The sequence below is a fragment of the Roseivivax sp. CAU 1753 genome (assembly GCF_054482575.1).
Map to the genome: position 1 here is coordinate 498,158 of NZ_JBTLRF010000001.1, position 20,920 is coordinate 519,077.

Here is a 20,920-nt window from a genome sequence, read left to right on the forward strand (position 1 = left end):
TGCGGCAGAGGTCCTTGTCGGCTATCCCGTGACTTCATATATTCCTTGCGCGACCGGAAGCAACGCGCCTGCGCATGCAGGGCCGTGCCGGACGCGACCGTTTTTGTCGCCGCGACGATCCCGACCGCGACCCGAGACAGCGACCCATGACCCGCAACGAAAGCCCGAGGTGCCCCATGCAATTGCCCCCGAAAGTGACAGAGCGCGCCTTTGCCCGCCTAGCCGAGATCGGCGCGGGCGATCAGGGCCAGGCGTTGCGGGTGGCGGTCGAGGGCGGCGGCTGCTCGGGATTTCAGTACGAGATCAAGCTCGACGCGCCCGAGGATGACGATCTGATCCTCGAAAGCCAGGGGCAGAAGGTGGTGGTCGATCGCGTGTCGCTGCCGTTTCTCGAAAATGCCGTGATCGACTTTTCGGACGAGTTGATCGGCGCGCGGTTCGTGATCGAGAACCCCAACGCCGCAAGTTCCTGCGGCTGCGGCACCAGCTTCTCGATGTAGCGGGTTGGCGGCGTCCGGGCCTCAGGCGGTCAGCGATGTCCGCCGCCAACCGGGACGTGCGTCGTCGATCACCAGCCACAGGCCCGACCCGATCACCAGGCTGACGCCCAGCATGGTGCCAAGGCTCGGCACCTCGCCAAACGCGAAAAAGCCGATGGCCACCATCCAGACGAATTGCAGATTCATCAGCGGCGTCGCGACATAGGCCGGCAGAAGCCGCATCGCCACCGTCACGATCCAACGCGCGACAAACAGGAACAGCGCATAGGCCGTCACCCAGCCCAGATCGGCGAGGGGCATCGGTTGCCAGACAAAGGGCAGCGCGACCGCCATCACGACGAACAGGGCGAGGTTGGGGTAAAACACCTGCGCCAGCGCATTGTGTTCGCGCCGTCCGATCAGACGCGCCGCGATCAGCGAGCCGGTGCCGGACAGAACCGCCAGCCCCGCCCAGAGATGCCCGATGGTCAGGGCCGAGACCCCGCCGGGCATCAGACAAAGTACGCCCGCAACCCCGAAGATCAGCGCGATCCAGGCACTCGGACGGATGGATTCCCGCAGGATCGGCCCGCTCAGAAGCGCCGCGATGATCGGCACCAGCGCCATGAAAAGAAAGACATCCGCGAAAGGCAGATGGCGGAAGGCGTTGAAGAACGCGATCGAGGCCACAACGGTCAGGATCGATCGGATGACCATCGCGCACCTGCAGCCGGTGACCAGCGCCGCCCGAACGCCGGCCGGCGTCGCCCGCGCGCTCATCAGCAGCGACATGGCCATGGCGATGAGCGCTGCAAGCGCGAAAAGCTGCGGCGCGGCGTACTGCCCCGCGATCAGCTTGGTGATGCCGTCGGCCGCGGCCATGTGCAACGTATAAAGCGCAACGCAGATCGCCCCCAGATGCGCCGGGCGCAGGCTCATTGCGGCACCATCTGCGGGCCGCGTCCCTCGGCGCGGGAAAAACCCGCGAAAAACGCATCGAAATGGTGCGGCACGGCGGCGGCGGCGGCGCGCAGCGCCGATTGTGCGGCGGGTGTGAGCAGATCGCCGACAACGGTCTGCATATGCGTCCAGTCGGAGCTGCGGTTGGCACCGAGCAGGAACAGACATTCCGAAATCTCGCGCAAGGGTGACGCGCCGCGCCGCATCCGGTCAAAGCGCATCGCACCGGGATAAAGCGGTGCCGCAAAGGCTTCTCCGCCAAGGGCCGCGACCCGCCAGTTGGCGACCAGATATTCGTGATAATCGTCAGGCTTGCGCACGTCCGCATCCCCCGTCACCCGCATTGCCCCGAGAGAGGCATCCAGGAACTCTACCCAAGGTTGCGGAATTGATACATCACAATAACGCAAAGCGATAGCGACTTCTGACAGAAGATCCGCGTTCCGGTCGAGAAACGCGATTGTTCCCGCGTAAAGCAGGCTGGTGATCGTATCTGCTGACAGCCCGGGGTCCCTGCGACCGTATCCACTCAGGTAGAAAACCACATGGGTCAGTTCATAGGCCGCTTTCTTGTTGGGGATCGCGAAGGTCGCGCTGCGCCCGATGAAGGCGCGCAGCCGATCCTCCAGGCCTGCGTCCTGCGGCGACGCGCGGAACCCGCGTCGTGCCACCAGCCGCCGCGCCTCCAGCCGTTGCAGGTCGGACAGTTCCGCCTCGGGCAGTTGGTGGTCGAGAACCTGCGCGCAGAGGGCCTCGGCCTTGGTGCCCGGCACGCCCAGATCCTCAAGATCGAGGGCGATCGACAGGATGAAGCGGTAATATTGCGGGAAAAAGGCCAGCCGCGCCTCGACGCCCTCGTAGAAATTGCCAAGCGCGCTCAGCGCCTCCGGTCCGGGGCTGATCGACGAGGTCTCGAACACGTTCAGGATCTCGGCGTTTTCCTTGAGCCAGAAGACATCGTCTTCCGAGCGGCGATGCTGTGCGAAGGTCGCAACGAGGGCGCCGAGGCGCGCCTCCTTGTCGTGTAGTCGGGGCGGAACATTCAGTTGGACGATGTTCGACATTGTACTCTTCCTTATCAGTCCGAAAGTCCGCCCCGAGGGCTCAGGCGTTGGCAGGCGTCGACCACGAGGTGAACATCTCGGTCGCGTCGCCCGTCCGCGTCTCGCTGCCCGAGGGGCCGGACCACGAGGTGAACATCTCGGTCGCGTCGCCCGTCCGCGTCTCGCTGCCCGAGGGGCCGGACCAGGACGTGAACATCTCGGTCGCGTCACCCGTCCGCGTCTCGCTGCCCGAGGGGCCGGACCACGAGGTGAACATCTCGGTCGCGTCACCCGTCCGTGTCTCGCTGCCCGAGGGGCCGGACCAGGACGTGAACATCTCGGTCGCGTCACCCGTCCGCGTCTCGCTGCCCGAGGGGCCGGACCACGAGGTGAACATCTCGGTCGCGTCGCCGCCATGCAGCGCGGTGTCTTCCGGGCCGGACCACGAGGTGAACGCCTCGACCGCATCGCCGGTCAGGGCAGACAGGCTCGTTTCCTGACGCTCGATTGCTGTGACGTCATTAATCTCGTGCGTTTCGAAGCGCTTAAGTGCAGACATGGTGTCCTCCAATTCAGGTTCAATGTCCCAAATCTTGCACGCCATGCTTGTGTTGCGAGTTTTATTTTCCCTTTTAAGATGCGCGTGAAGTGCCCGAACGTGGTTCTCCACAGGTGTGCCTCTGGGTAACACGCGAACGGTTAATCGATTCTTGACGTTATCCACCGAATGCAGATTTTTGTGGATAAGATCCGAACAATGCGTCCCAACGCGCCGGATTGGCCCGAAATTGGAAACAAACCGATTCGAATCGGTGGCGTCACGGCAGGGTTCCGGAGCTTGCATCGCGCCCCCTGCTCGCTCACAAGGACCGGACGTCGCGAAGGAGGCCTGCATGAAGATCGCCACATTCAACATCAACGGCATCAAGGCCCGGCAGGCCGCGCTGGTCGACTGGCTGACCGAGGCCGCGCCGGACGTGGCGCTGCTGCAGGAGATCAAGTCGGTCGATGACGCTTTCCCGCGCGCGGTCTTCGAAGACATGGGCTACAATGTCGAAACCCATGGCCAGAAAAGCTTCAACGGCGTCGCCATCCTGTCGAAACTGCCGCTGGAGGATGTCAGCCGCAGGCTGCCCGGCGACGACAGCGACGATCAGGCCCGCTGGATCGAGGCGACGGTGGTGGGCGACGACCATGCGCTTCGGCTCTGCGGGCTGTATCTGCCCAACGGCAACCCGGTCACCTTCGACGCATCCGGCGCGCCCGAGCGCACGGGCAAATACGGCTACAAGCTCGACTGGATGGACCGGTTGCACGCCCGCGCGGTGGCCCTTCTGGCCGACGAGATGCCCGCGCTGATGGCCGGCGACTACAACATCATTCCGCAGATCGAGGATGCCGCGAAACCGCAGGCCTGGGCCAAGGATGCGCTTTTCCTGCCGACAAGCCGCGCTGCGTACCGGCGCATCCTCAACCTCGGCTTCACCGAGGCTTTCCGCACCCGCCATCCGGAGCCGGGGCACTATTCCTTCTGGGATTATCAGGCCGGCGCCTGGAACCGCAACAACGGCATCCGCATCGACCACGTGCTGATGACACCCGCCTGCGCCGACCTCATGACCGATGTGGGCATCGACCGCGAGGTGCGCGGACGTGACAAACCTTCGGACCATGTGCCGGTCTGGGTCGACCTTGCCGCCTGAGCCCGCTTGCACGGGGGCGCTTCGCCGCCTACATCTGGGCCAACGTGCACAACTCCGGAGCCACACCCCCATGGCAATGCAGGCCCATGAAATCGAAGCCCTGATCCGCGCCACCTTCCCGAAGGCGAAAATCACCATCACCGACCTGGCAGGCGACGGAAACCACTACGCCGCCGAGGTGATCGACGCCAGCTTCGCAGGCAAGAACCGGGTGCAGCAACAACGCGCGGTCTATGCCGCGCTCAAGGGCAAGATGGATGGCGCGCAGGGCGAATTGCACGCGCTGGCGCTGACCACCAAGGCGCCGGATTGAGATGTCCGGGGGACTGATCCGGTTCCTCGCCGAAACCTGGCCGATCCTGGGCGCACTCGCGCTGATGGGCCTGATCACATACGGCGCGCTGATGCCCGCGATCCGGGCCGACAAGCGCCGCCGCGCAGAAATGGAGAAAGACGATGACTGACGCGACAGCCCAGATCGAAGAAACCGTGAAGGCCAATGACGTGGTGCTTTTCATGAAGGGCACCAAGACGATGCCGCAATGTGGCTTCTCGTCCCGCGTGGCGGGCGTGCTGAACTACATGGCGGTCGATTTCGCCGATGTGAACGTGCTGGCCGACGACGCCATCCGTCAGGGCATCAAGGACTACTCGGACTGGCCGACGATCCCGCAGCTTTACGTGAAGGGCGAATTTGTCGGCGGGTGCGACATCATCACCGAAATGACGCTGTCCGGCGAACTGGACAAGCTGTTTGCCGACAATGGCGTCAATTTCGACAAGGATGCCGCCGCGAAGATCCGCGAAGCCAACGGCTAGGCTGAAGACGCCCCGCAAGGGCGGATGAAGGGCGCACCCGGCGGGTGCGCCTTTTTCATGCGCGGGACTTTTCCTCGACCTCATGGGCGACGGCCTCGGCGCGCGCGGCCAGCTCCGCCAGCGTCTCGATCACGCCGTCCGGCAGTACCGGCACCTCGATGCGTTCGGGTGCTGGCGCGGGCTTGGTCGCGGCGTCGCGCACCAAGCCTTCAAGTTCGGCCACCCGCGCGTCGGAAGCGGCCAGCTTTTCCTCAAGCCCGGCGGTCTTGTCCGCCAGCATCAACCCCGCCATCAAAAGCATCCGCGGCTCGGGCATGCGACCGATCTGATCGATCAGCACCTTGGCCTCGGTATCGAGCATCTCTGCCGCGCTGATCAGGTACTGCTCTTCGCCTTCCTGGCAGGCAACCGCGAAGGTCCGCCCGCCGATGGTGATGTCAACCTCGGGCATCAGGTCGCCTCCTGCGCTGTCTGGTGGTCTGCGGCTTCGGCAAGAAGCGGGGACAGCACGCCCAGGATGGCGTTGGCCTCCGAAGTCTCCGACGCGCGCGCGGCGCGCAATGACTCAAGCTCGGCCAGCATCGCCTTGTTGATCAGGTGCGGTTCGCCGACATTTTCCTGCAACGCCTCGCGCATTTCGCGATTGGTCGCGGTCAGCATCTCGTTGGCATGGCGCAGACGCTGAAGGTCATGGTCCAGCGCGGCCAGACCGCGCCGGGCTTCGTCCGCCTCGGCCCGCAAGCTGGCGAACTGGCCTTCCTGCTTGTCGCGGATCGCCTTGACCCGTTCTTCCAGCTGGGCATTTGCCAACCGTTCATCGTCAAGCGCCGCCTGCAGCGCGGCCAGGGCCCCTGCATCCGCCTCGGGCGGTGCCTCCTCGACCGATGCGTCACCGCCGAGACCCTCGACGCCGGTCGCAATCCGGTCAAGCGCAGCCGCGATGCGCCGCTCGAGCTCATCAATATCACTCATGCCTTCTGCCTTCTGCCCGTCCCGCAATGGACCGATCTTGCAATCGCTCGCCACGGCACGCCGTGACCGTCGCGAATCGCTCTGGCCCTCTGTCGCACCAAGTCTATCAAGACCAATGCAAATGTGCGCCCCCTTATCTGTCAAGGCCTTGGCACACGCGCTTGATCTTGCATCGGGGCCTCTTTAGACGCTTACGCGACGCAAGTTGCCCTGAAGGATGAACCCCTTGGATATCGATGCCGTGAAATCGTCCCACCCCGATCACTGGATGCGCGCCACCGCCATTCGTGCGCTGGCCCTCGACGCCGTGGCCGCAGCAAATTCCGGCCATTCCGGCATGCCGATCGGCATGGCTGACGTGGCGACCGTGCTCTACTCCAAGCACCTGAAATTCAACGCGGCAGCACCGGACTGGGCCGATCGCGATCGCTTCATCCTGTCGGCGGGCCATGGCTCCATGTTGCTCTATGCGCTGCTCTATCTGACCGGCGACCCGGAGATCACGCTCGACCAGATCCGCAACTTCCGCCAGCTGGGCGCAAAGACCGCGGGCCACCCCGAGAATTTCCTCGCTCGCGGGATCGAGACGACAACCGGCCCGCTGGGCCAGGGTCTCGCCATGTCGGTGGGCTTCGCCATCGCCGAGGAAGCCCTGCGCGCCCGTTTCGGGGCAAAGATCGTCGATCACCATACCTATGTGATCGCCGGTGACGGCTGCCTGATGGAGGGCGTCAGCCAGGAGGCCATCGCCCTGGCCGGTCGCCAGCAGCTTGGCCATCTCGTGGTGTTCTGGGACAACAACAACATCACCATCGACGGCAAGGTCGACCTGTCGGACCGCACCGATCAGCCCGCGCGTTTTGCCGCTTCGGGCTGGCACGTGCAGGAAATCGACGGTCACGACCCCGACGCCATCGACGCCGCCATCAAGGCCGCCAAGTCCGATCCGCGTCCCTCGATGATCGCCTGCAAGACCCATATTGCCCTGGGTCACGCGGCACAGGACACCTCCAAGGGCCATGGCGCGCTGACCGACGACGACCAGAACGCCGCCGCCAAACGGGCCTGGGGCTGGCAAGAGGCGCCGTTCCAGATCCCCGACGAAATCGCGTCCTGGTGGCAAGAGGTCGGCGCGCGCGGTGCGTCCGCCCAGGCCGATTGGGATGCCCGCGTGGCGGCCTTGTCGGGGGCGAAACAGACCGAATTCGCCCGCACCATGGCCGGCGAGGCGCCGAAGAAGCTGTCGGCGACCATCAAGGCGCTGAAAAAGCAACTGACCGAGACGATGCCCAAGGTCGCGACGCGGAAATCGTCTGAAATGGTGCTCGAGGTGATCAACCCGATCATGCCCGAGACCATCGGCGGTTCGGCGGACCTGACCGGGTCGAACAACACCAAGACCGCCGATCTGGGCACCTTCGACATCGACAGCCGCGATGGCCGCTACATCTATTACGGCATCCGCGAACACGGCATGGCCGCCGCGATGAACGGCATGGCGCTGCATGGCGGCGTGCGCCCCTATGGCGGCACGTTCTTCTGCTTCACCGACTACGCACGTCCCGCCATGCGCCTCGCGGCGTTGCAGAAAGTCCCGACGGTGTTCGTGATGACCCACGATTCCATCGGTCTGGGCGAAGACGGCCCCACCCACCAGCCGGTCGAGCATCTGGCGATCTGCCGCGCGACGCCCAACACGCTGGTGTTCCGGCCCGCCGACACCACCGAAACCGCCGAGGCCTGGGAAATCGCGCTGACGCAAGACAAGACCCCGTCGGTCCTGACCCTGTCGCGCCAGAACCTGCCCGCGGTGCGCAGCGAGATGAAGACCAAGAACCTCGTGGCGCAGGGCGGCTATGTGCTGGCCGATGCCGAGGGCAAGCGCCAGGCGATCCTGATGGCCACCGGCTCCGAGGTCGCCATCGCCATGGAAGCGCGCGATCTGTTGCACGCGGACGGGATCGGCACGCGCGTCGTCTCGATGCCCTGCTGGGAGCTGTTCGAGGACCAGGAAGAAAGCTATCGCAAGCGCGTCCTGCCCGGTGGCCCGGTGCGCGTCGCGGTCGAGGCGGGCGTCCGCTTTGGCTGGGATCGCTGGCTCTTCGGCGAGCGTGGAAAGCGTGACAAGTCGGGCTTCGTCGGCATGCACGGGTTCGGGGCATCGGCCCCGGCGGAAGAGCTGTACGCGCATTTCGGCATCACCGCAGAGGCGGTGGCGGACAAGGTCAGATCGCTGCTCTGAGCCACCTGCGCACGCCGCAAGACCGACGCCCCGATGTGCATCACCCGCATCGGGGCGTTTTTTTGCCCCGCGGGCAAGGTCCGCGCGCCCCCGATCACCGCTGAGTGACCGCCTCCCCTTCCGGCGAATTACGCTCTATATCCTGTAGCGAGCCCGATGATCGAAAGGACTGCCGGATGCGCCTCACCTTCACCGCCCTCGTGTCACTCGCTGCTTGCGGCGTTGCCCTGCCCGGCAACGTCAACGGGTTCGAGCGAGGCGACCGAAACACCGATTTTCCACCCGCCTTCGCGGAACAGTTCCGCGCGCCGCTGGTCGAAAGCGACGTTCGCCTTGCCGACAGCACCATCGCCTCGGGGCTCGAGCGGCCCTGGGCCATCGCGGTGCTGCCCGGCAATGCCGGGTATCTGGTGACCGAACGCCCCGGAAGCCTGCGTCACGTGGCCCGCGACGGCACCGTGTCGGCACCGCTGGCCGGGGTCCCAAAGGTGGTGAACAAGGGTCAGGGCGGGTTGCTGGACGTCGCCATCGCCGACGATTTCGCCCAGACGCGGCGGGTTTATCTGACCTATGCCAAACCGCTGTCGCGGGGCCGCAACGCCACCGCCGCGGCCTTCGGCACGCTGTCGGACGATGCCACCCGGCTGACCGGTGTCACCGAGTTCTTCGTCCAGGAGCCGGGATCCTTCTCGCCGATGCATTTCGGCAGCCGGGTGGCCTTTGACGGACGGGGCCATGTCTTCGTGACCGCGGGCGAACATTTCGGCCAGGGCGAACGCGAGCTGGCGCAGGACCTCACGACGACCTATGGCAAGACCGTGCGTTTCACCGTGGACGGCGCGATCCCCGGCGACAATCCCTTTGCCGGCACCCCCAGCAAGAAGGCCGAGATCTGGTCGCTGGGCCACCGCAATCCGCAAGGGGCGCTGGTCATCGACGGCACGCTCTGGACGATAGAGCACGGGCCCGCGGGCGGCGATGAGCTCAACCGAATCGAGCGCGGCAAGAATTATGGCTGGCCGGTCATTTCATATGGCGAGAATTACAACGGCACGCCGGTCGGCACCAACGCATCCCAACGCGACGGGATGGAGCAGCCGGTCTATTTCTGGGACCCGGTCATCGCCCCGTCGGGCATGGTCCAGTATGACGGCGCAGCCTTGCCCGACTGGCAGGACGACATCTTCATCGCGTCGCTCAATCCCGGCGGCATCGTGCGGCTGTCGCTGTCGGGCGATCGTGTGCGGGAAGAGGAACGGCTGCGCATGGACCTGGGCCGTGTGCGGGACGTGGCCATCGACCATGACGGCGCGATCCTGGCTGTGACCGACGCGGAAAACGGACGCCTGCTGCGGTTGATGCCGGATGGCAGCCGCTGAGCGGTCACGGCTTCGCAGGCTTCCCGCGCCGGACCTGACACGCCCACTACCCCCGGCGCTGATCCAGGCGCCGGGGGTAGTGCGTGCCATACCGTCCCCGGTATGCGCTATGGTCCTGTCGGTCCCTCGCGGTCCTCGCGGTCCTCGCGGTCCTCGCGCAGAAAACCGCGCCCTGCCCGTTACGCCACCTTTTTACGCCGCGGATTTCTTCGGCATCATGCGGGCCCAGAGCGGTGCCACGAAGCGCGTGCCGATCGGGATCAGGATCAGCCCCCAGACCACCCCGATCACGCCATCGCAGGCCGCGGTCGCAATCCACTCGACCGCGCCGCGTGCGTTTTCGGGCGCGTAGGCTCCGGCAGCGACGGCGATCTGGTGAATGATATCTTCAGGCGCATGCCAGCCCATCTCGGCCAGCCCGTGCACGATGATCGACCCGCCGACCCAGAGCATTGCCGCCGTGCCCACGACCGACAGCGTTTTCAGCAACCCCGGCATCATCTTGACGATGCCGCGCCCCAGCGCCCGCGTCGCACCGAGCCTGCCCACCTGCGTCAGCCACAACCCGATATCGTCCATTTTCACGATCAGCGCGACCGAGCCGTAAACCGCCACCGTGATCATCAACGCCACCGTGGCCAGCGTCGCGGCCTCCATCCAGATGTTCAACGGCGGGATCGCGGCCAGCGAAATGGTCATGATCTCGGCCGACAGGATAAAATCTGTCTTGATGGCACCTTCGACCTTGGTTTCTTCCAGATGCGCCGGATCACCCACATCGTGGCTGCCATCCGGGCCCGGCGTATGCTCGTCATGCGGCATCACCGCGTGGACCAGCTTCTCCGCGCCTTCGAAACACAGGTAGGACCCGCCCAGCATCAAGAGCGGCGGGATCAACCACGGCGCGAAGTTGGTCAGCAAAAGGCCGGCGGGCAACAGGAACACGAGCTTGTTGAAGATCGAACCGCGCGCGATCTTCCAGATCATCGGCAATTCCCGCGCAGGCGCGAAGCCCTGGACATATTTCGGCGTCACCGCGGCATCGTCGATAACAGCACCCGCGGCCTTGGACCCCGCCTTGACCGCCTGTGCCGCGATATCGTCCACCGATGCCGCCGCCACCTTGGCAATGCCCGCCACGTCATCGAGAAGTGCCAGAAGTCCGCTCATGCCATGCCCTTTCCAGAAACCGACGCCATAGCCTAGTGCGGCAGGGCGTCAGTGCAAGGGGCGGACCGCAAACCGACCCGGCCCATGCGCCGCCAGCACCAGACACCCGCCCGCAATGGCCCAGTTCTTGATGAAGATCGACATTTGCCAAGGATCCTCGGGGAGAAAATGGAAAACGCTGGTGATCATGCAATAGAGCGCCAGGCTCGCCGCCACGGGTCGCGTCCAGACCCCGAGGATCAGCGCGATGGCCGCCGCACCGTTATAGGCCGTCGCGGGCCAGACCAGAAACCCGGGCAAACCCCTGTCGACCAGCAGCGCCATGGCGGGGTCCGGATCCACCAGTTTCTGCACAAACCCCGCAACAAACAAAAGCGCGACAAGGCTGCGGCCGCACAGGGTTGCAAGATCGGACATGACACGGTGATTCCCAAGGTGTCGCAGATGTTAGCGCGACCACCCGTCAGAGGTTAGCGCAACCACATCCCCGGCACCACGGTTTATCGCTAACACGCTGTCAAAAAAAGCCTTTTTCCATTGCACCCGCGCAGCTCAGGTCGGTATACGTTTGTTCACAAACGGGATGCAGGAGCAGATCTGATGACAGTGACTTTGGGGATCAACGGCTTCGGGCGGATCGGTCGGTCGACCCTGGCGCATATCGCCGAAAGCGCGCGCAACGATGTGCAGGTGGTCAAGATCAACGCCACCGGCCCGCTGGAAACCTCGGCGCACCTCTTGCGCTATGACAGCGTGCATGGCCGCTTTCCGGGCGAGGTGCGCATCTCGGGCGACACGATGGACCTGGGTCGCGGGCCGATGCAGATGTTCTCGACCTATGACCCGTCAGAGCTTGATTGGGACGGCTGCGATGTTGTGCTAGAATGCACCGGCGCGTTCAACGATGGACGCAAGGCCGCCATCCACCGCGACCGCGGCGCGAAATCGGTGCTGATCTCGGCCCCTGCCGGCAACGTGGACCGCACGGTTGTCTACGGCGTCAATCACCGCGATCTGCAAAGCGGCGAGCGGATGATCTCGAACGGGTCGTGCACCACCAACTGCCTTGCCCCGCTGGCCAAGGTGCTGGACGACGCCATCGGCATCGAGTCGGGCATCATGACGACGATCCATTCCTATACCGGCGATCAGCCGACGCTCGACCGTCGCCACAAGGATCTGTACCGCGCGCGCGCCGCCGCGATGGCGATGATCCCGACCTCGACCGGGGCGGCCAAGGCACTGGGCGAGGTGCTGCCGAATCTCAGGGGTCGGCTCGACGGGTCCGCCATTCGGGTGCCGACGCCGAACGTCTCGGCGGTGGATCTGACTTTCGTGGCGCGCAAGGATGTGACCGCGGCCGACGTCAACGAGGTTGTCGCCGAGGCCGCCGCCGGGCGCATGGGCAGCGTGTTGTCCTATGACCCCGAACCCAAGGTCTCGATCGACTTCAACCACACCACCCACAGCTCGATCTTCGCCCCCGACCAGACCAAGGTGATCGGCGCGCGGCTTGTGCGGGTGCTGGCATGGTACGACAACGAATGGGGTTTTTCGGCACGCATGGCGGACGTCGCCGCCGAGATGGGGCGCAAGCTGCACTGATCCTGTCGCCCTCTTGAAGACTGACAAGCCCGAGGTTCCCGCGCCTCGGGCTTTTTCGTCGCGCTCTGCATCGTAACCCATCGCAAGCCATTCCGTGCGATTGACGCCGACAACCCTGCCCCTGTTGCGCCTTCAGGCCGCGGTGCTGAACCGCGCCCCGGGCGCTGCATTGAGAATGTCACAACCCGCGCTCTGGCCGCGCCGCCCACGGTCTTGGATATGGGCAACCGCAAAGGCCCGGTGTTAGACTGACGCAAACGATACGGCGGCGGCACGCTTTGGCGGTCCAAGGCGTCGTCACCGAACGAGGCAGGCACGGCATGACAAACGGATTGGCGCTTTCTCTGGGCGTTTTGATCGTCGGAGCGATCATTCTTGATCTGGCGTTTTTCGGCACAACGCATATGTTTTTCCTGGGCCAGAAGTTCTATGCGCTGCTCGACTGGGTCGCCTTCTGGCGGTGAAACCACCGCGTCCAGGCACGGCTGAGCTTGACTTGACCGGTCCACTTTGCTTGTTAGCGGTAACGTAATTTCTACTCGTGATTACCGGAAGGAGATTCTCCATGACCACCAAAGTCGCGATCAATGGCTTCGGACGTATCGGACGCAACATCTTGCGCGCTGTCATCGAAGGCAACCGCACCGACATCGAGGTCGTCGCGATCAACGATCTGGGCCCGGTCGAAACCAACGCGCACCTGCTGCAATACGACAGCGTGCATGGCCGGTTCCCCGCCGAGGTGACCGTTGGCGACGACTGGATCGACGTGGGCCGCGGCAAGATCCGCGTGACCGCCATCCGCGATCCGAAGGACCTGCCCTGGTCCGATGTGGACGTGGCCATGGAATGCACCGGCATCTTCACGTCGCGCGAAAAGGCGGGCCTGCACCTTGAGAACGGCTCGAAGCGGGTACTGGTCTCGGCCCCCTGCTCGGAGGCGCACAAGACCATCGTCTATGGTGTCAACCACGACACCCTCACCGCCGAAGATCTGGTGGTATCGAACGCGTCCTGCACCACCAACTGCCTGTCACCGGTGGTCAAGGTACTGAACGACGAGGTCGGCATCGTGCGCGGCTTCATGACGACGATCCATTCCTATACCGGCGACCAGCCGACGCTCGACACGATGCACAAGGATCTTTACCGCGCGCGCGCCGCGGCGCTGAACATGATCCCGACCTCGACCGGGGCTGCCAAGGCCGTCGGTCTGGTTCTGCCCGAGTTGAACGGCAAGCTTGACGGCGTCGCGATCCGGGTGCCGACGCCCAACGTGTCGGTCGTCGATCTGACCTTCGAGGCCGGTCGCGACACCACCGTCGACGAGATCAACGCCGCGATGAAGGCGGCGGCAAACGGTCCGCTGAAGGGCATCCTGGGGGTGACCGACCACAAGCTCGTCAGCATGGATTTCAACCACGACCCGCATTCGTCGATCTTTGCCACGGACCAGACCAAGGTCATGGACGGCAATTTCGTCCGGGTGCTGAGCTGGTATGACAACGAGTGGGGTTTTTCGACCCGCATGCTGGACACCGCAAAGGCGCTCGGCGCGTTCATCTGACGAACCATCCGCGCAGTATCGAAAAGGCCGGGCAGCAGCGATGCGCCCGGCCTTTTTTCCTGGGCGGTGCGCGGCGGCAGGGCGGGGCGCAGCGGCAGGGCGGGGCGCAGCGGCAGGGCGGGGCGCAGTAGCGGGGCGCACGCGGTAGCAAAGCGAGACAGAGAAGCAGGGCGACGCAGCAGCAAAGTGCAACGTCGTAGCAAGACGCGACGCAGCGGCGGGGCGCAATCCAGAAGCGGGACGCCACGCTGTAACAGGACGCGACGCAGCGGCAAAGCGCACCGCAGCCGCAGTAAAGCGCACCGCAGCCGCAGGGCGGATCAGCCGGGCGGCGTTGGCCAACGCGCCGCGGGCATCCGCGCCATGCCCGGGGTCAGGTCCGTTCCCGCCGCCGCCTGCACGCCACCGCGGACCGCAGCCAGAAAGTACCCTGCACATCGCCCTGCCCCGACAAACGCGCGTCTGACCATAGTCGCGGCACCGCAGGCGCGCCGGTCATGCAAGACCCGTGCAGCGCTATTTCGGGCCGGTCGCCACCGCCGCGGCCTCGTAGCCTTGGGTCGCCCGGGGCAACAGCGCCACCTCGACCGGCGGCGGGGGCATCATCGGCGCGGCAAGCGTGGTGCCGCCCGCGCCATCCGATTGCGGTGGCGACACCGGTGCCGGTCGTCCCGGTATCAACGGCGACATCCGGGGCGCGGTAACAGGCAGAATATCCATATGGATTCTCCATGATCGTGGTGACCCGAACCCTAGCGTCAAACCGGTAAATACATCCTGAACAGAGCCCCGTCCGCCATGCAATCCGTGCATATCGGCACGAACAAAGACGACGTTGTGCTGCGCTGCAGCAAGCATATGTAGGCGTCAACGGAAACAGACACGACCACAAACGGAGGCCTCAAATGGCATTCTTCGATACACTGAATACCCGCCTGCGCAACCACGCACGCTACAACCGCACGCTTCGTCAACTCGAAGCCCTGCCCTTCGGCATGAAGGTTGACCTCGACATCAACGGCCGCGAAGAGAAAGTCGCGCGTAACGCCGTCTACGGCTGAGCCGTCCCGAAGCGGGCCAACAAGGCATTGCGCACATCGGGGGTGACGAACTTCGTGACGTCGCCTCCAAGCCGCGCGATTTCCTTGACCAGCTTCGATGCAATTGCCTGATGGCGGGCCTCCGCCATCAGGAACACCGTCTCGATACTGCAATCGAGCGCCCGGTTCATACCGACCATCTGGTACTCGTATTCGAAATCCGCCACCGCGCGCAGACCGCGCACGATCAGCCCGGCACCGACATCGCGGGCGCAGTCGATCAGCAGGTTTTCGAACGGATGCACCACAAGATCGGTGCCGGTCTCGTCCTCCACGACGCGGCATTGCGCCTCGAGCATCGCAACCCGTTCATCCAGCGAGAACAGCGGCCCCTTGTCGCGGTTGATCGCAACACCGATCACCAAGCGGTCACAAAGCCGCGCCGCGCGCCGCATGATATCGATATGACCCAAGGTGATCGGATCGAACGTGCCGGGATAGAGAGCGGTCCGCACTGGCTTGGGCATGATGGGTTCTCGCGTGATTTCGCTGCCCGCCACGCAACATTATTACCGACAGAATTGCAAGCGGATCCGAATTCGGCCCCTAGTGGCCCATGATCATGCCTTCGAGGGCATCCTTCTCCATCTCAAGCTCGCTCAGCTGTGCCTTGACCACATCGCCCAGCGTGACGATGCCGATCATCTTTCCGTCCTCGACCACGGGCATGTGCCGGAAGCGGCCCTCGGTCATGCGGCCCAGGATGTCCTTGGCGATGTCGCTGCGCTTGCAGGTCTCGATCTTGGTGGTCATCAGATCGTCGACCGTATCGCCCATGCAACTGACCCCCTTGACGCCGAGAACGCGCACGATGTCGCGCTCGGACAGGATGCCCTCGATGGCGCTGCCGTCGCTTGAAATCACGATCGTGCCGATGCGTTTTTCCGACAGGATCTTGGCGGCTTCGTCGATGCCGGTGCCCGGCGGTACGGTGACGACGCCTTGATCGGCTTTCAGTTTCAGGATCTGCTGGACCTGCATGGGTTTATTTCCTTCGGCAACACACGGCTGTCTCAGGTTCGGAGTTTGGTGGCCGTCATGTCAAGTAAGACCTTCCAATCGGGCCACTTCTTCGCGCATTCCGTCGCAAAGGGCGCGCGCAAAGCGGTTCAGACGCTCCAACCGGCGGTCATCGGCGTGGCGCACAAGGTAAAAGGTGCGCTCGAGTGACAACGCGTCGGTCAGAAGCCGGACCATGCGCCCCGCCGCGGGCAGGGCAAAATCGTGCACGATGCCGATTCCCGCGCCCCCCGCGACCCAGCGCAGCTGCACAGAGGCCGAATTCGAGGCCAGGCGCACCCGCTCGACCCCGAGATTGTCGAGGTAGTCCAGTTCCTTGTCGAAGATCATGTCGGGAATGTAGCCGACGATCTTGTGCCCGCCGAGGTCTTCCAGACGCTCCACCCGGCCATTGACGCGGACGTATCGCCGCGAGGCCGCGAGGTGCAGCTTGTAGTCGCAGATCTTCTGCACCGTCAGGCGACCCGCCGTCGGGGCCGAGACCGCGATGGCCATATCGACTTCGCGTTTCGACAGGTTCACCACCCGCGGCAGCGCCACGATCTGCACGTCGAGATCGGGATTTTCCTCGGCGATGCGGGCGCAGACCTGCGGCAGCAGGTAATTGGCGCAGCCATCCGGCGCGCCGATGCGGATCTGGCCCGCGATACCTTCGGTCCGGCCCGCCACCGTCTCGGCGGCGGCCTGCATCGCCTGTTCGGCCTCTTCCGCGTGGGCCAGCAGCCGCGTACCCGATTCGGTCAGCGCGTAGCCTTGCGGGCTCTTGGCGAACAGCGGCGTGCCGAAATCCTCTTCGAGCCGCGCGATCCGCCGCCCCACCGTGGCCGGGTCCATCTTCAACTGCCGTCCCGCCGAGGACAGGCTTTCACCCCGTGCCGTGGCGAGGAAAATCCGCATATCGTCCCAGCTTTTCATGCGTCCGTCACTTCCTTGCGTTTTTGCAAATCCCTTTTGGCAAGCTGCCTCTTTTTGCCCCAAATTTGCAAGGCTATGTTAGACAGGACCGCGTATTGGAGGACGAACATGACCAAAGAATTGACGCATTACATCGACGGCGCGCACGTCAAGGGCGGCTCTGGCCGGTTCTCGGACGTCATGAACCCCGCCACCGGCGAAGTGCAGGCCCGCGTGCCGCTGGCCACCAAGCAAGAGGTGGACGATGCCGTCGCCCGCGCCGCAGAGGCACAGGTCGCATGGGGGGCCACCAACCCGCAGCGTCGGGCCCGGGTGATGATGAAGTTTGGCGCGCTCATCAACGAACATATGGACGAGCTGGCAGAGCTGGTCAGCCGCGAACACGGCAAGACCCTCCCCGACGGGCGCGGCGACGTGCAGCGCGGGCTCGAGGTGGTCGAGGTCTGCATGGGCGCACCGCACCTGCTGAAGGGCGAGTTCACCGACGACGGCGGCCCCGGCATCGACCTTTATTCGATGCGCCAGCCGCTGGGCGTCGTGGCGGGCATCACGCCGTTCAACTTCCCCGCGATGATCCCGCTGTGGAAGATGGCCCCGGCCCTGACCGCCGGCAACGCGATGATCCTGAAGCCGTCCGAACGCTGCCCCTCGACCTCGCTGCGGCTGGCCGAACTGCTGCAGGAGGCGGGGCTGCCGGATGGCGTGCTGCAGGTCGTCAACGGCGACAAGGACGCGGTCGACGCGATCCTCGACAATGACACCATCCAGGCCGTGGGCTTTGTCGGCTCGACGCCGATCGCGCAGTATATCTATGGCCGCGCCGCCAATAACGGCAAGCGCGCGCAATGCTTCGGCGGCGCCAAGAACCATATGATCATCATGCCCGATGCCGATCTCGACAAGGCCGCCGATGCGCTGGTCGGGGCCGGATTTGGTGCTGCGGGCGAACGCTGCATGGCGATCTCGGTGGCGGTGCCGGTGGGCGAAGAGACCGCCGACAGGCTGCGCGACAAGCTGGTCCCCCGGATCGAGAAGCTGCGCGTCGGTCCCTACACCTCCGAGGACGAGGTCGATTACGGCCCGGTCATCACCGCAGCGGCGAAAGAGCGGATCGAACGGCTGATCGCCTCCGGCGTCGATCAGGGTGCCGATCTGCTGATCGATGGGCGCGGCTTCTCGCTGCAAGGCTACGAGAACGGCTATTTCGTCGGTCCGTCCTATTTCGACAACGTCACCCCCGACATGGAGATCTACCGCGAAGAGATCTTCGGCCCGGTGCTGAGCCAGGTCCGCGCGGGCACCTATGAGGAAGCGCTCAAGCTGACCATGGACAACCCCTATGGCAACGGTACGGCGATCTACACGGCAGATGGCGACACCGCGCGCGACTTCGCGCATCGGGTCAATGTCGGCATGGTCGGCATCAACTTCCCGATCCCGGTACCGCTGAGCTACTTCTCCTTCGGTGGCTGGAAGAAGTCGGCGTTCGGCGATCTCAACCAGTACGGCTCGGACGCGTTCCGCTTCTACACCAAGACCAAGACCGTCACGGCGCGCTGGTTCTCGGGCATCAAGGAAGGCGGCGAATTCAACTTCAAGGCGATGGACTGACCGCCACGGCGGCGCCCGGCATCGCCCGGAGGCCGTCCCCGCCACGCCCCGGCCCCGGACCTGATCCGGGGCCTCGGATCACGCCGCCACAACAGATGCTGCCACAGATGCTGGCACACAGGCACGCTCTGGCGGCGCGCGACAACGGACTTGCACCGTGCGGACCGCGGTGCCACAATAATTGCACACACGTTCATTTACCGGAGGGGAGACCGCGATGGACTTTGCACTCAACGAAGAGCAACAGGCGATCTTCGACATGGCGCAGGCGTTCGGCGCGGATCGGATCGCCCCCAACGCACAGGCCTGGGAAAAGGCCGGCGACATCCCCAAAGAGCTGTGGCCCGAAGTCGGCGCTTTGGGCTTCGGCGGTCTTTACGTCTCCGAGGAACAGGGCGGCGCGGGGCTGACCCGGCTCGATGCGACGCTGGTCTTCGAGGCGCTGTCGATGTCCTGCGCCTCGGTCGCGGCCTTCCTGTCGATCCACAACATGTGCGCCGCAATGATCGACAAGTTCGGCTCGGACGAGATGAAGGCCCGGGTGTTCCCCAAGGCCCTGCCGCTCGAGACGGTGCTGTCCTACTGCCTGACGGAACCGGGCTCCGGTTCGGACGCCGCGGCGCTCAAGACCCGGGCCACCCGCAGCAACGAAGGCTACACCCTGAACGGCACCAAGGCGTTCATTTCGGGCGGCGGCTATTCGGACGCCTATGTGGTGATGGCCCGAACCGGCGACGACGGGCCGGGCGGCATCTCGGCGATGTACGTCGAGGCCGGCGCGCCGGGGCTGTCCTTCGGCGGTCTCGAGGACAAGATGGGCTGGCGGTCGCAGCCCACCCGGCAGGTCCAGTTCGACGACTGCAGGATCGGTGCCGAAAACCTGCTCGGCGACGAGGGTCAGGGCTTCAAATACGCCATGGCCGGTCTCGATGGCGGGCGGCTCAACATCTCCGCCTGTTCGCTCGGCGCGGCGCAGTCCGCCCTCGACAAGACGATGGACTACATGCACGAGCGCAAGGCCTTCGGCAAATCCATCGACCAGTTCCAGGCGCTGCAGTTCCGCCTCGCGGACATGGAGATCGAGTTGCAGGCCGCCCGCACCTTCCTGCGCCAGGCGGCGTGGAAGCTCGATACCGGCGCGCCCGATGCCACCAAGTTCTGCGCCATGGCCAAGAAGTTCGTCACCGAGGCAGGCAGCCGCATCGCCGATCAATGCCTGCAACTGCATGGCGGCTACGGCTACCTTGCCGATTACGGCATCGAGAAGATCGTGCGCGACCTGCGCGTGCACCAGATCCTGGAAGGCACCAACGAGATCATGCGCGTCATCGTCGCCCGCAAGATGCTGGACGCACGCGCATGAGCGATGTTCACATCCGCCGCGACGGGCGCGCGGGCCGGATCACCCTGAACCGACCCAAGGCGCTGAACGCGCTGTCCCACCAGATGTGCCTCGATGTCGAGGCCGCCTTGCTCGACTGGCTCGACGATCCGGACGTCACCATCGTGCTGATCGATGCCGAGGGCGACCGCGCCTTCTGCGCCGGTGGCGATATCGCGGCGATGTATGACGCGGGCATGCGCGGCGAATATGACGGCGCACGCCAGTTCTGGCGCGACGAATACCGCATGAACGCGCTTTTGGCGGAATATCCCAAGCCGGTCGTGTCCTTCCAGCAAGGCTTCGTGATGGGCGGCGGCGTCGGTCTGGGCGGTCACGCATCGCACCGGATCGTCGGCGACAGCACCCTGATCGCCATGCCCGAATGCGGCATCGGCCTGGTGCCCGATGTGGGCGGTTCGCTGCTGCTGGCCCGCGCGCCGGGACGCATGGGCGAATATCTCGGGCTGACCGCCGCGCGCATGGGGCCGGGCGACGCGCGCCATGCGGGGTTCGCCGATCACTACATACCCGAGGCCGAATGGGAGGCGCTGAAGTCCGCCCTGGTTGACACCGGCGACCCCGCCCCCGTTCTGGCCGCGGCCCGCCCCGCACCAGACAGCCCCATGGCCGCGCAGCAGCCGCGCATCGACGCGCTTTTCGGCGGCGAACGCCTGATCGACATCGTCAATGCGCTGCGGTCCGACGCCAGCGACTTCGCCGCGCAGGCCCTCCGGGCGATCGGTCGCAACGCGCCCCTGTCCATGGCGGTCACCCTCGAGATGATCCATCGCCACCGGCAGGGCAGCCCCGATATCCGCCGCGCCCTCGCTCTGGAGTACCGCTTTACCCATCGCGCCATGGCCGAGGGCGACTTCCTCGAAGGGGTGCGCGCCCAGGTCATCGACAAGGACCGCGCGCCGAAGTGGCGGCACGCGCTCGATGCTGTGCCGA

24 protein-coding genes and 1 pseudogene are annotated in these 20,920 nt (G+C 65.0%); 14 read left to right on the top strand and 11 right to left on the bottom strand.

Annotation, left to right across the window (positions count from 1 at the left end; all coding sequences use genetic code 11):
* Positions 1-176 precede the first annotated feature (176 nt).
* A complete protein-coding gene (locus ACXYMN_RS02250; RefSeq protein ID WP_459012346.1) occupies positions 177-500 on the top strand; it encodes a HesB/IscA family protein in 324 nt (107 codons plus the stop codon).
* Between the two features lie 21 nt (positions 501-521).
* Here ACXYMN_RS02250 and ACXYMN_RS02255 read toward each other — a convergent pair whose 3' ends face one another.
* The 3 genes from ACXYMN_RS02255 to ACXYMN_RS02265 are packed head-to-tail and all read right to left on the bottom strand — an operon-like array spanning position 522 to position 3,041.
* A complete protein-coding gene (locus tag ACXYMN_RS02255) occupies positions 522-1,418 on the bottom strand; it encodes a DMT family transporter (protein WP_459011774.1) in 897 nt (298 codons plus the stop codon).
* Complete coding sequence (locus ACXYMN_RS02260; protein ID WP_459011775.1) at positions 1,415-2,503, bottom strand: DUF6902 family protein; 1,089 nt, start codon at positions 2,501-2,503, stop codon at positions 1,415-1,417. Before ACXYMN_RS02260 ends, ACXYMN_RS02255 begins: the two co-directional genes overlap by 4 nt.
* Positions 2,504-2,543: 40 nt before the next feature.
* On the bottom strand, positions 2,544-3,041 hold the full coding sequence (locus tag ACXYMN_RS02265) for a hypothetical protein (RefSeq protein ID WP_459011776.1): 498 nt from the start codon (positions 3,039-3,041) through the stop codon (positions 2,544-2,546).
* 334 nt (positions 3,042-3,375) lie between these two features.
* On the opposite strand from ACXYMN_RS02265, the gene xth reads away from it, so the two are divergent.
* From xth to grxD, 4 genes are all read left to right on the top strand, one after another.
* Positions 3,376-4,185, top strand: a complete 810-nt coding sequence (gene xth, locus ACXYMN_RS02270) for an exodeoxyribonuclease III (RefSeq protein ID WP_459011777.1) — start codon at positions 3,376-3,378, stop codon at positions 4,183-4,185.
* Positions 4,186-4,255: 70 nt separating this feature from the next.
* Positions 4,256-4,498: a BolA/IbaG family iron-sulfur metabolism protein gene (locus ACXYMN_RS02275; RefSeq protein WP_459011779.1), complete on the top strand. Its 243-nt coding sequence runs from the start codon at positions 4,256-4,258 to the stop codon at positions 4,496-4,498.
* A 1-nt stretch (position 4,499) separates the two neighbouring features.
* Positions 4,500-4,649, top strand: coding sequence for a hypothetical protein (locus tag ACXYMN_RS02280; RefSeq protein ID WP_459011780.1), 150 nt, complete (start codon positions 4,500-4,502; stop codon positions 4,647-4,649).
* Positions 4,642-5,004: a Grx4 family monothiol glutaredoxin gene (gene grxD / locus ACXYMN_RS02285; protein WP_459011781.1), complete on the top strand. Its 363-nt coding sequence runs from the start codon at positions 4,642-4,644 to the stop codon at positions 5,002-5,004. Before ACXYMN_RS02280 ends, grxD begins: the two co-directional genes overlap by 8 nt.
* Positions 5,005-5,059: 55 nt before the next feature.
* On the opposite strand, the gene ACXYMN_RS02290 is transcribed toward grxD, so the two are convergent.
* Together ACXYMN_RS02290 and ACXYMN_RS02295 are read right to left on the bottom strand one after the other, a co-directional pair.
* Positions 5,060-5,455 (bottom strand): cell division protein ZapA, encoded by a 396-nt coding sequence (locus ACXYMN_RS02290; protein WP_459011783.1) that lies wholly within the window; start codon positions 5,453-5,455, stop codon positions 5,060-5,062.
* Positions 5,455-5,976, bottom strand: coding sequence for a hypothetical protein (locus tag ACXYMN_RS02295; protein ID WP_459011784.1), 522 nt, complete (start codon positions 5,974-5,976; stop codon positions 5,455-5,457). Before ACXYMN_RS02295 ends, ACXYMN_RS02290 begins: the two co-directional genes overlap by 1 nt.
* A gap of 217 nt (positions 5,977-6,193) precedes the next feature.
* Between ACXYMN_RS02295 and tkt the strand changes: the two genes are divergently transcribed.
* Entirely contained in the window at positions 6,194-8,218 is a 2,025-nt protein-coding gene (gene tkt / locus ACXYMN_RS02300) for a transketolase (RefSeq protein ID WP_459011785.1), read from the top strand.
* Positions 8,219-8,394: 176 nt separating this feature from the next.
* A complete protein-coding gene (locus ACXYMN_RS02305) occupies positions 8,395-9,597 on the top strand; it encodes a PQQ-dependent sugar dehydrogenase (RefSeq protein WP_459011786.1) in 1,203 nt (400 codons plus the stop codon).
* A 192-nt stretch (positions 9,598-9,789) separates the two neighbouring features.
* Here ACXYMN_RS02305 and ACXYMN_RS02310 read toward each other — a convergent pair whose 3' ends face one another.
* Both ACXYMN_RS02310 and ACXYMN_RS02315 read right to left on the bottom strand, forming a co-directional pair.
* Complete coding sequence (locus tag ACXYMN_RS02310) at positions 9,790-10,767, bottom strand: DUF808 domain-containing protein (RefSeq protein WP_459011788.1); 978 nt, start codon at positions 10,765-10,767, stop codon at positions 9,790-9,792.
* Positions 10,768-10,815: 48 nt separating this feature from the next.
* On the bottom strand, positions 10,816-11,184 hold the full coding sequence (locus ACXYMN_RS02315) for a DoxX family protein (protein WP_459011789.1): 369 nt from the start codon (positions 11,182-11,184) through the stop codon (positions 10,816-10,818).
* Positions 11,185-11,367: 183 nt separating this feature from the next.
* On the opposite strand from ACXYMN_RS02315, the gene gap (ACXYMN_RS02320) reads away from it, so the two are divergent.
* From gap (ACXYMN_RS02320) to gap (ACXYMN_RS02330), 3 genes are all read left to right on the top strand, one after another.
* Positions 11,368-12,372 (top strand): type I glyceraldehyde-3-phosphate dehydrogenase, encoded by a 1,005-nt coding sequence (gene gap, locus ACXYMN_RS02320; protein WP_459011790.1) that lies wholly within the window; start codon positions 11,368-11,370, stop codon positions 12,370-12,372.
* A gap of 320 nt (positions 12,373-12,692) precedes the next feature.
* Positions 12,693-12,836: a hypothetical protein gene (locus tag ACXYMN_RS02325; protein WP_459011791.1), complete on the top strand. Its 144-nt coding sequence runs from the start codon at positions 12,693-12,695 to the stop codon at positions 12,834-12,836.
* A gap of 101 nt (positions 12,837-12,937) precedes the next feature.
* On the top strand, positions 12,938-13,939 hold the full coding sequence (gene gap / locus ACXYMN_RS02330) for a type I glyceraldehyde-3-phosphate dehydrogenase (protein ID WP_459011792.1): 1,002 nt from the start codon (positions 12,938-12,940) through the stop codon (positions 13,937-13,939).
* Positions 13,940-14,455: 516 nt separating this feature from the next.
* Here the strand turns inward: gap (ACXYMN_RS02330) and ACXYMN_RS02335 are convergent.
* On the bottom strand, positions 14,456-14,659 hold the full coding sequence (locus ACXYMN_RS02335; RefSeq protein ID WP_459011793.1) for a hypothetical protein: 204 nt from the start codon (positions 14,657-14,659) through the stop codon (positions 14,456-14,458).
* A gap of 185 nt (positions 14,660-14,844) precedes the next feature.
* On the opposite strand from ACXYMN_RS02335, the gene ACXYMN_RS02340 reads away from it, so the two are divergent.
* Complete coding sequence (locus ACXYMN_RS02340) at positions 14,845-15,000, top strand: hypothetical protein (protein ID WP_459011794.1); 156 nt, start codon at positions 14,845-14,847, stop codon at positions 14,998-15,000.
* On the opposite strand, the gene coaD is transcribed toward ACXYMN_RS02340, so the two are convergent.
* From coaD to ACXYMN_RS02355, 3 genes are all read right to left on the bottom strand, one after another.
* Positions 14,991-15,494, bottom strand: a complete 504-nt coding sequence (gene coaD, locus ACXYMN_RS02345) for a pantetheine-phosphate adenylyltransferase (protein WP_459012347.1) — start codon at positions 15,492-15,494, stop codon at positions 14,991-14,993. The two genes, ACXYMN_RS02340 and coaD, sit on opposite strands and share 10 nt — an antisense overlap.
* 91 nt (positions 15,495-15,585) lie before the next feature.
* Entirely contained in the window at positions 15,586-16,020 is a 435-nt protein-coding gene (locus ACXYMN_RS02350) for a CBS domain-containing protein (RefSeq protein ID WP_459011795.1), read from the bottom strand.
* A 60-nt stretch (positions 16,021-16,080) separates the two neighbouring features.
* A complete protein-coding gene (locus tag ACXYMN_RS02355; protein WP_459011796.1) occupies positions 16,081-16,974 on the bottom strand; it encodes a LysR family transcriptional regulator in 894 nt (297 codons plus the stop codon).
* Between the two features lie 108 nt (positions 16,975-17,082).
* On the opposite strand from ACXYMN_RS02355, the gene ACXYMN_RS02360 reads away from it, so the two are divergent.
* From ACXYMN_RS02360 to ACXYMN_RS02370, 3 genes and pseudogenes are all read left to right on the top strand, one after another.
* A complete protein-coding gene (locus ACXYMN_RS02360; protein ID WP_459011797.1) occupies positions 17,083-18,585 on the top strand; it encodes a CoA-acylating methylmalonate-semialdehyde dehydrogenase in 1,503 nt (500 codons plus the stop codon).
* A 217-nt stretch (positions 18,586-18,802) separates the two neighbouring features.
* A complete protein-coding gene (locus ACXYMN_RS02365) occupies positions 18,803-19,948 on the top strand; it encodes an acyl-CoA dehydrogenase family protein (RefSeq protein ID WP_459011798.1) in 1,146 nt (381 codons plus the stop codon).
* Positions 19,945-20,919 (top strand): annotated as a pseudogene (locus ACXYMN_RS02370) (enoyl-CoA hydratase/isomerase family protein); the annotation flags it as partial. The gene ACXYMN_RS02365 and the pseudogene ACXYMN_RS02370, both read left to right, overlap by 4 nt.
* Between the last annotated feature and the right edge of the window lies 1 nt (position 20,920).

What these genes read in the sequence shown, in the direction of transcription:
- ACXYMN_RS02335 (WP_459011793.1), bottom strand. Translation starts at nt 14,659, where the DNA reads ATGGATATTCTGCCTGTTACCGCGCCCCGGATGTCGCCGTTGATACCG.
- ACXYMN_RS02250 (WP_459012346.1), top strand. Translation starts at nt 177, where the DNA reads ATGCAATTGCCCCCGAAAGTGACAGAGCGCGCCTTTGCCCGCCTAGCC.
- ACXYMN_RS02360 (WP_459011797.1), top strand. Translation starts at nt 17,083, where the DNA reads ATGACCAAAGAATTGACGCATTACATCGACGGCGCGCACGTCAAGGGC.
- ACXYMN_RS02350 (WP_459011795.1), bottom strand. Translation starts at nt 16,020, where the DNA reads ATGCAGGTCCAGCAGATCCTGAAACTGAAAGCCGATCAAGGCGTCGTC.
- ACXYMN_RS02305 (WP_459011786.1), top strand. Translation starts at nt 8,395, where the DNA reads ATGCGCCTCACCTTCACCGCCCTCGTGTCACTCGCTGCTTGCGGCGTT.
- ACXYMN_RS02365 (WP_459011798.1), top strand. Translation starts at nt 18,803, where the DNA reads ATGGACTTTGCACTCAACGAAGAGCAACAGGCGATCTTCGACATGGCG.
- xth (WP_459011777.1), top strand. Translation starts at nt 3,376, where the DNA reads ATGAAGATCGCCACATTCAACATCAACGGCATCAAGGCCCGGCAGGCC.
- ACXYMN_RS02290 (WP_459011783.1), bottom strand. Translation starts at nt 5,455, where the DNA reads ATGCCCGAGGTTGACATCACCATCGGCGGGCGGACCTTCGCGGTTGCC.
- ACXYMN_RS02265 (WP_459011776.1), bottom strand. Translation starts at nt 3,041, where the DNA reads ATGTCTGCACTTAAGCGCTTCGAAACGCACGAGATTAATGACGTCACA.
- gap (WP_459011792.1), top strand. Translation starts at nt 12,938, where the DNA reads ATGACCACCAAAGTCGCGATCAATGGCTTCGGACGTATCGGACGCAAC.
- ACXYMN_RS02280 (WP_459011780.1), top strand. Translation starts at nt 4,500, where the DNA reads ATGTCCGGGGGACTGATCCGGTTCCTCGCCGAAACCTGGCCGATCCTG.
- ACXYMN_RS02260 (WP_459011775.1), bottom strand. Translation starts at nt 2,503, where the DNA reads ATGTCGAACATCGTCCAACTGAATGTTCCGCCCCGACTACACGACAAG.
- ACXYMN_RS02255 (WP_459011774.1), bottom strand. Translation starts at nt 1,418, where the DNA reads ATGAGCCTGCGCCCGGCGCATCTGGGGGCGATCTGCGTTGCGCTTTAT.
- ACXYMN_RS02310 (WP_459011788.1), bottom strand. Translation starts at nt 10,767, where the DNA reads ATGAGCGGACTTCTGGCACTTCTCGATGACGTGGCGGGCATTGCCAAG.
- ACXYMN_RS02275 (WP_459011779.1), top strand. Translation starts at nt 4,256, where the DNA reads ATGGCAATGCAGGCCCATGAAATCGAAGCCCTGATCCGCGCCACCTTC.
- ACXYMN_RS02325 (WP_459011791.1), top strand. Translation starts at nt 12,693, where the DNA reads ATGACAAACGGATTGGCGCTTTCTCTGGGCGTTTTGATCGTCGGAGCG.
- ACXYMN_RS02315 (WP_459011789.1), bottom strand. Translation starts at nt 11,184, where the DNA reads ATGTCCGATCTTGCAACCCTGTGCGGCCGCAGCCTTGTCGCGCTTTTG.
- tkt (WP_459011785.1), top strand. Translation starts at nt 6,194, where the DNA reads ATGAACCCCTTGGATATCGATGCCGTGAAATCGTCCCACCCCGATCAC.
- ACXYMN_RS02295 (WP_459011784.1), bottom strand. Translation starts at nt 5,976, where the DNA reads ATGAGTGATATTGATGAGCTCGAGCGGCGCATCGCGGCTGCGCTTGAC.
- ACXYMN_RS02355 (WP_459011796.1), bottom strand. Translation starts at nt 16,974, where the DNA reads ATGAAAAGCTGGGACGATATGCGGATTTTCCTCGCCACGGCACGGGGT.
- gap (WP_459011790.1), top strand. Translation starts at nt 11,368, where the DNA reads ATGACAGTGACTTTGGGGATCAACGGCTTCGGGCGGATCGGTCGGTCG.
- grxD (WP_459011781.1), top strand. Translation starts at nt 4,642, where the DNA reads ATGACTGACGCGACAGCCCAGATCGAAGAAACCGTGAAGGCCAATGAC.
- ACXYMN_RS02340 (WP_459011794.1), top strand. Translation starts at nt 14,845, where the DNA reads ATGGCATTCTTCGATACACTGAATACCCGCCTGCGCAACCACGCACGC.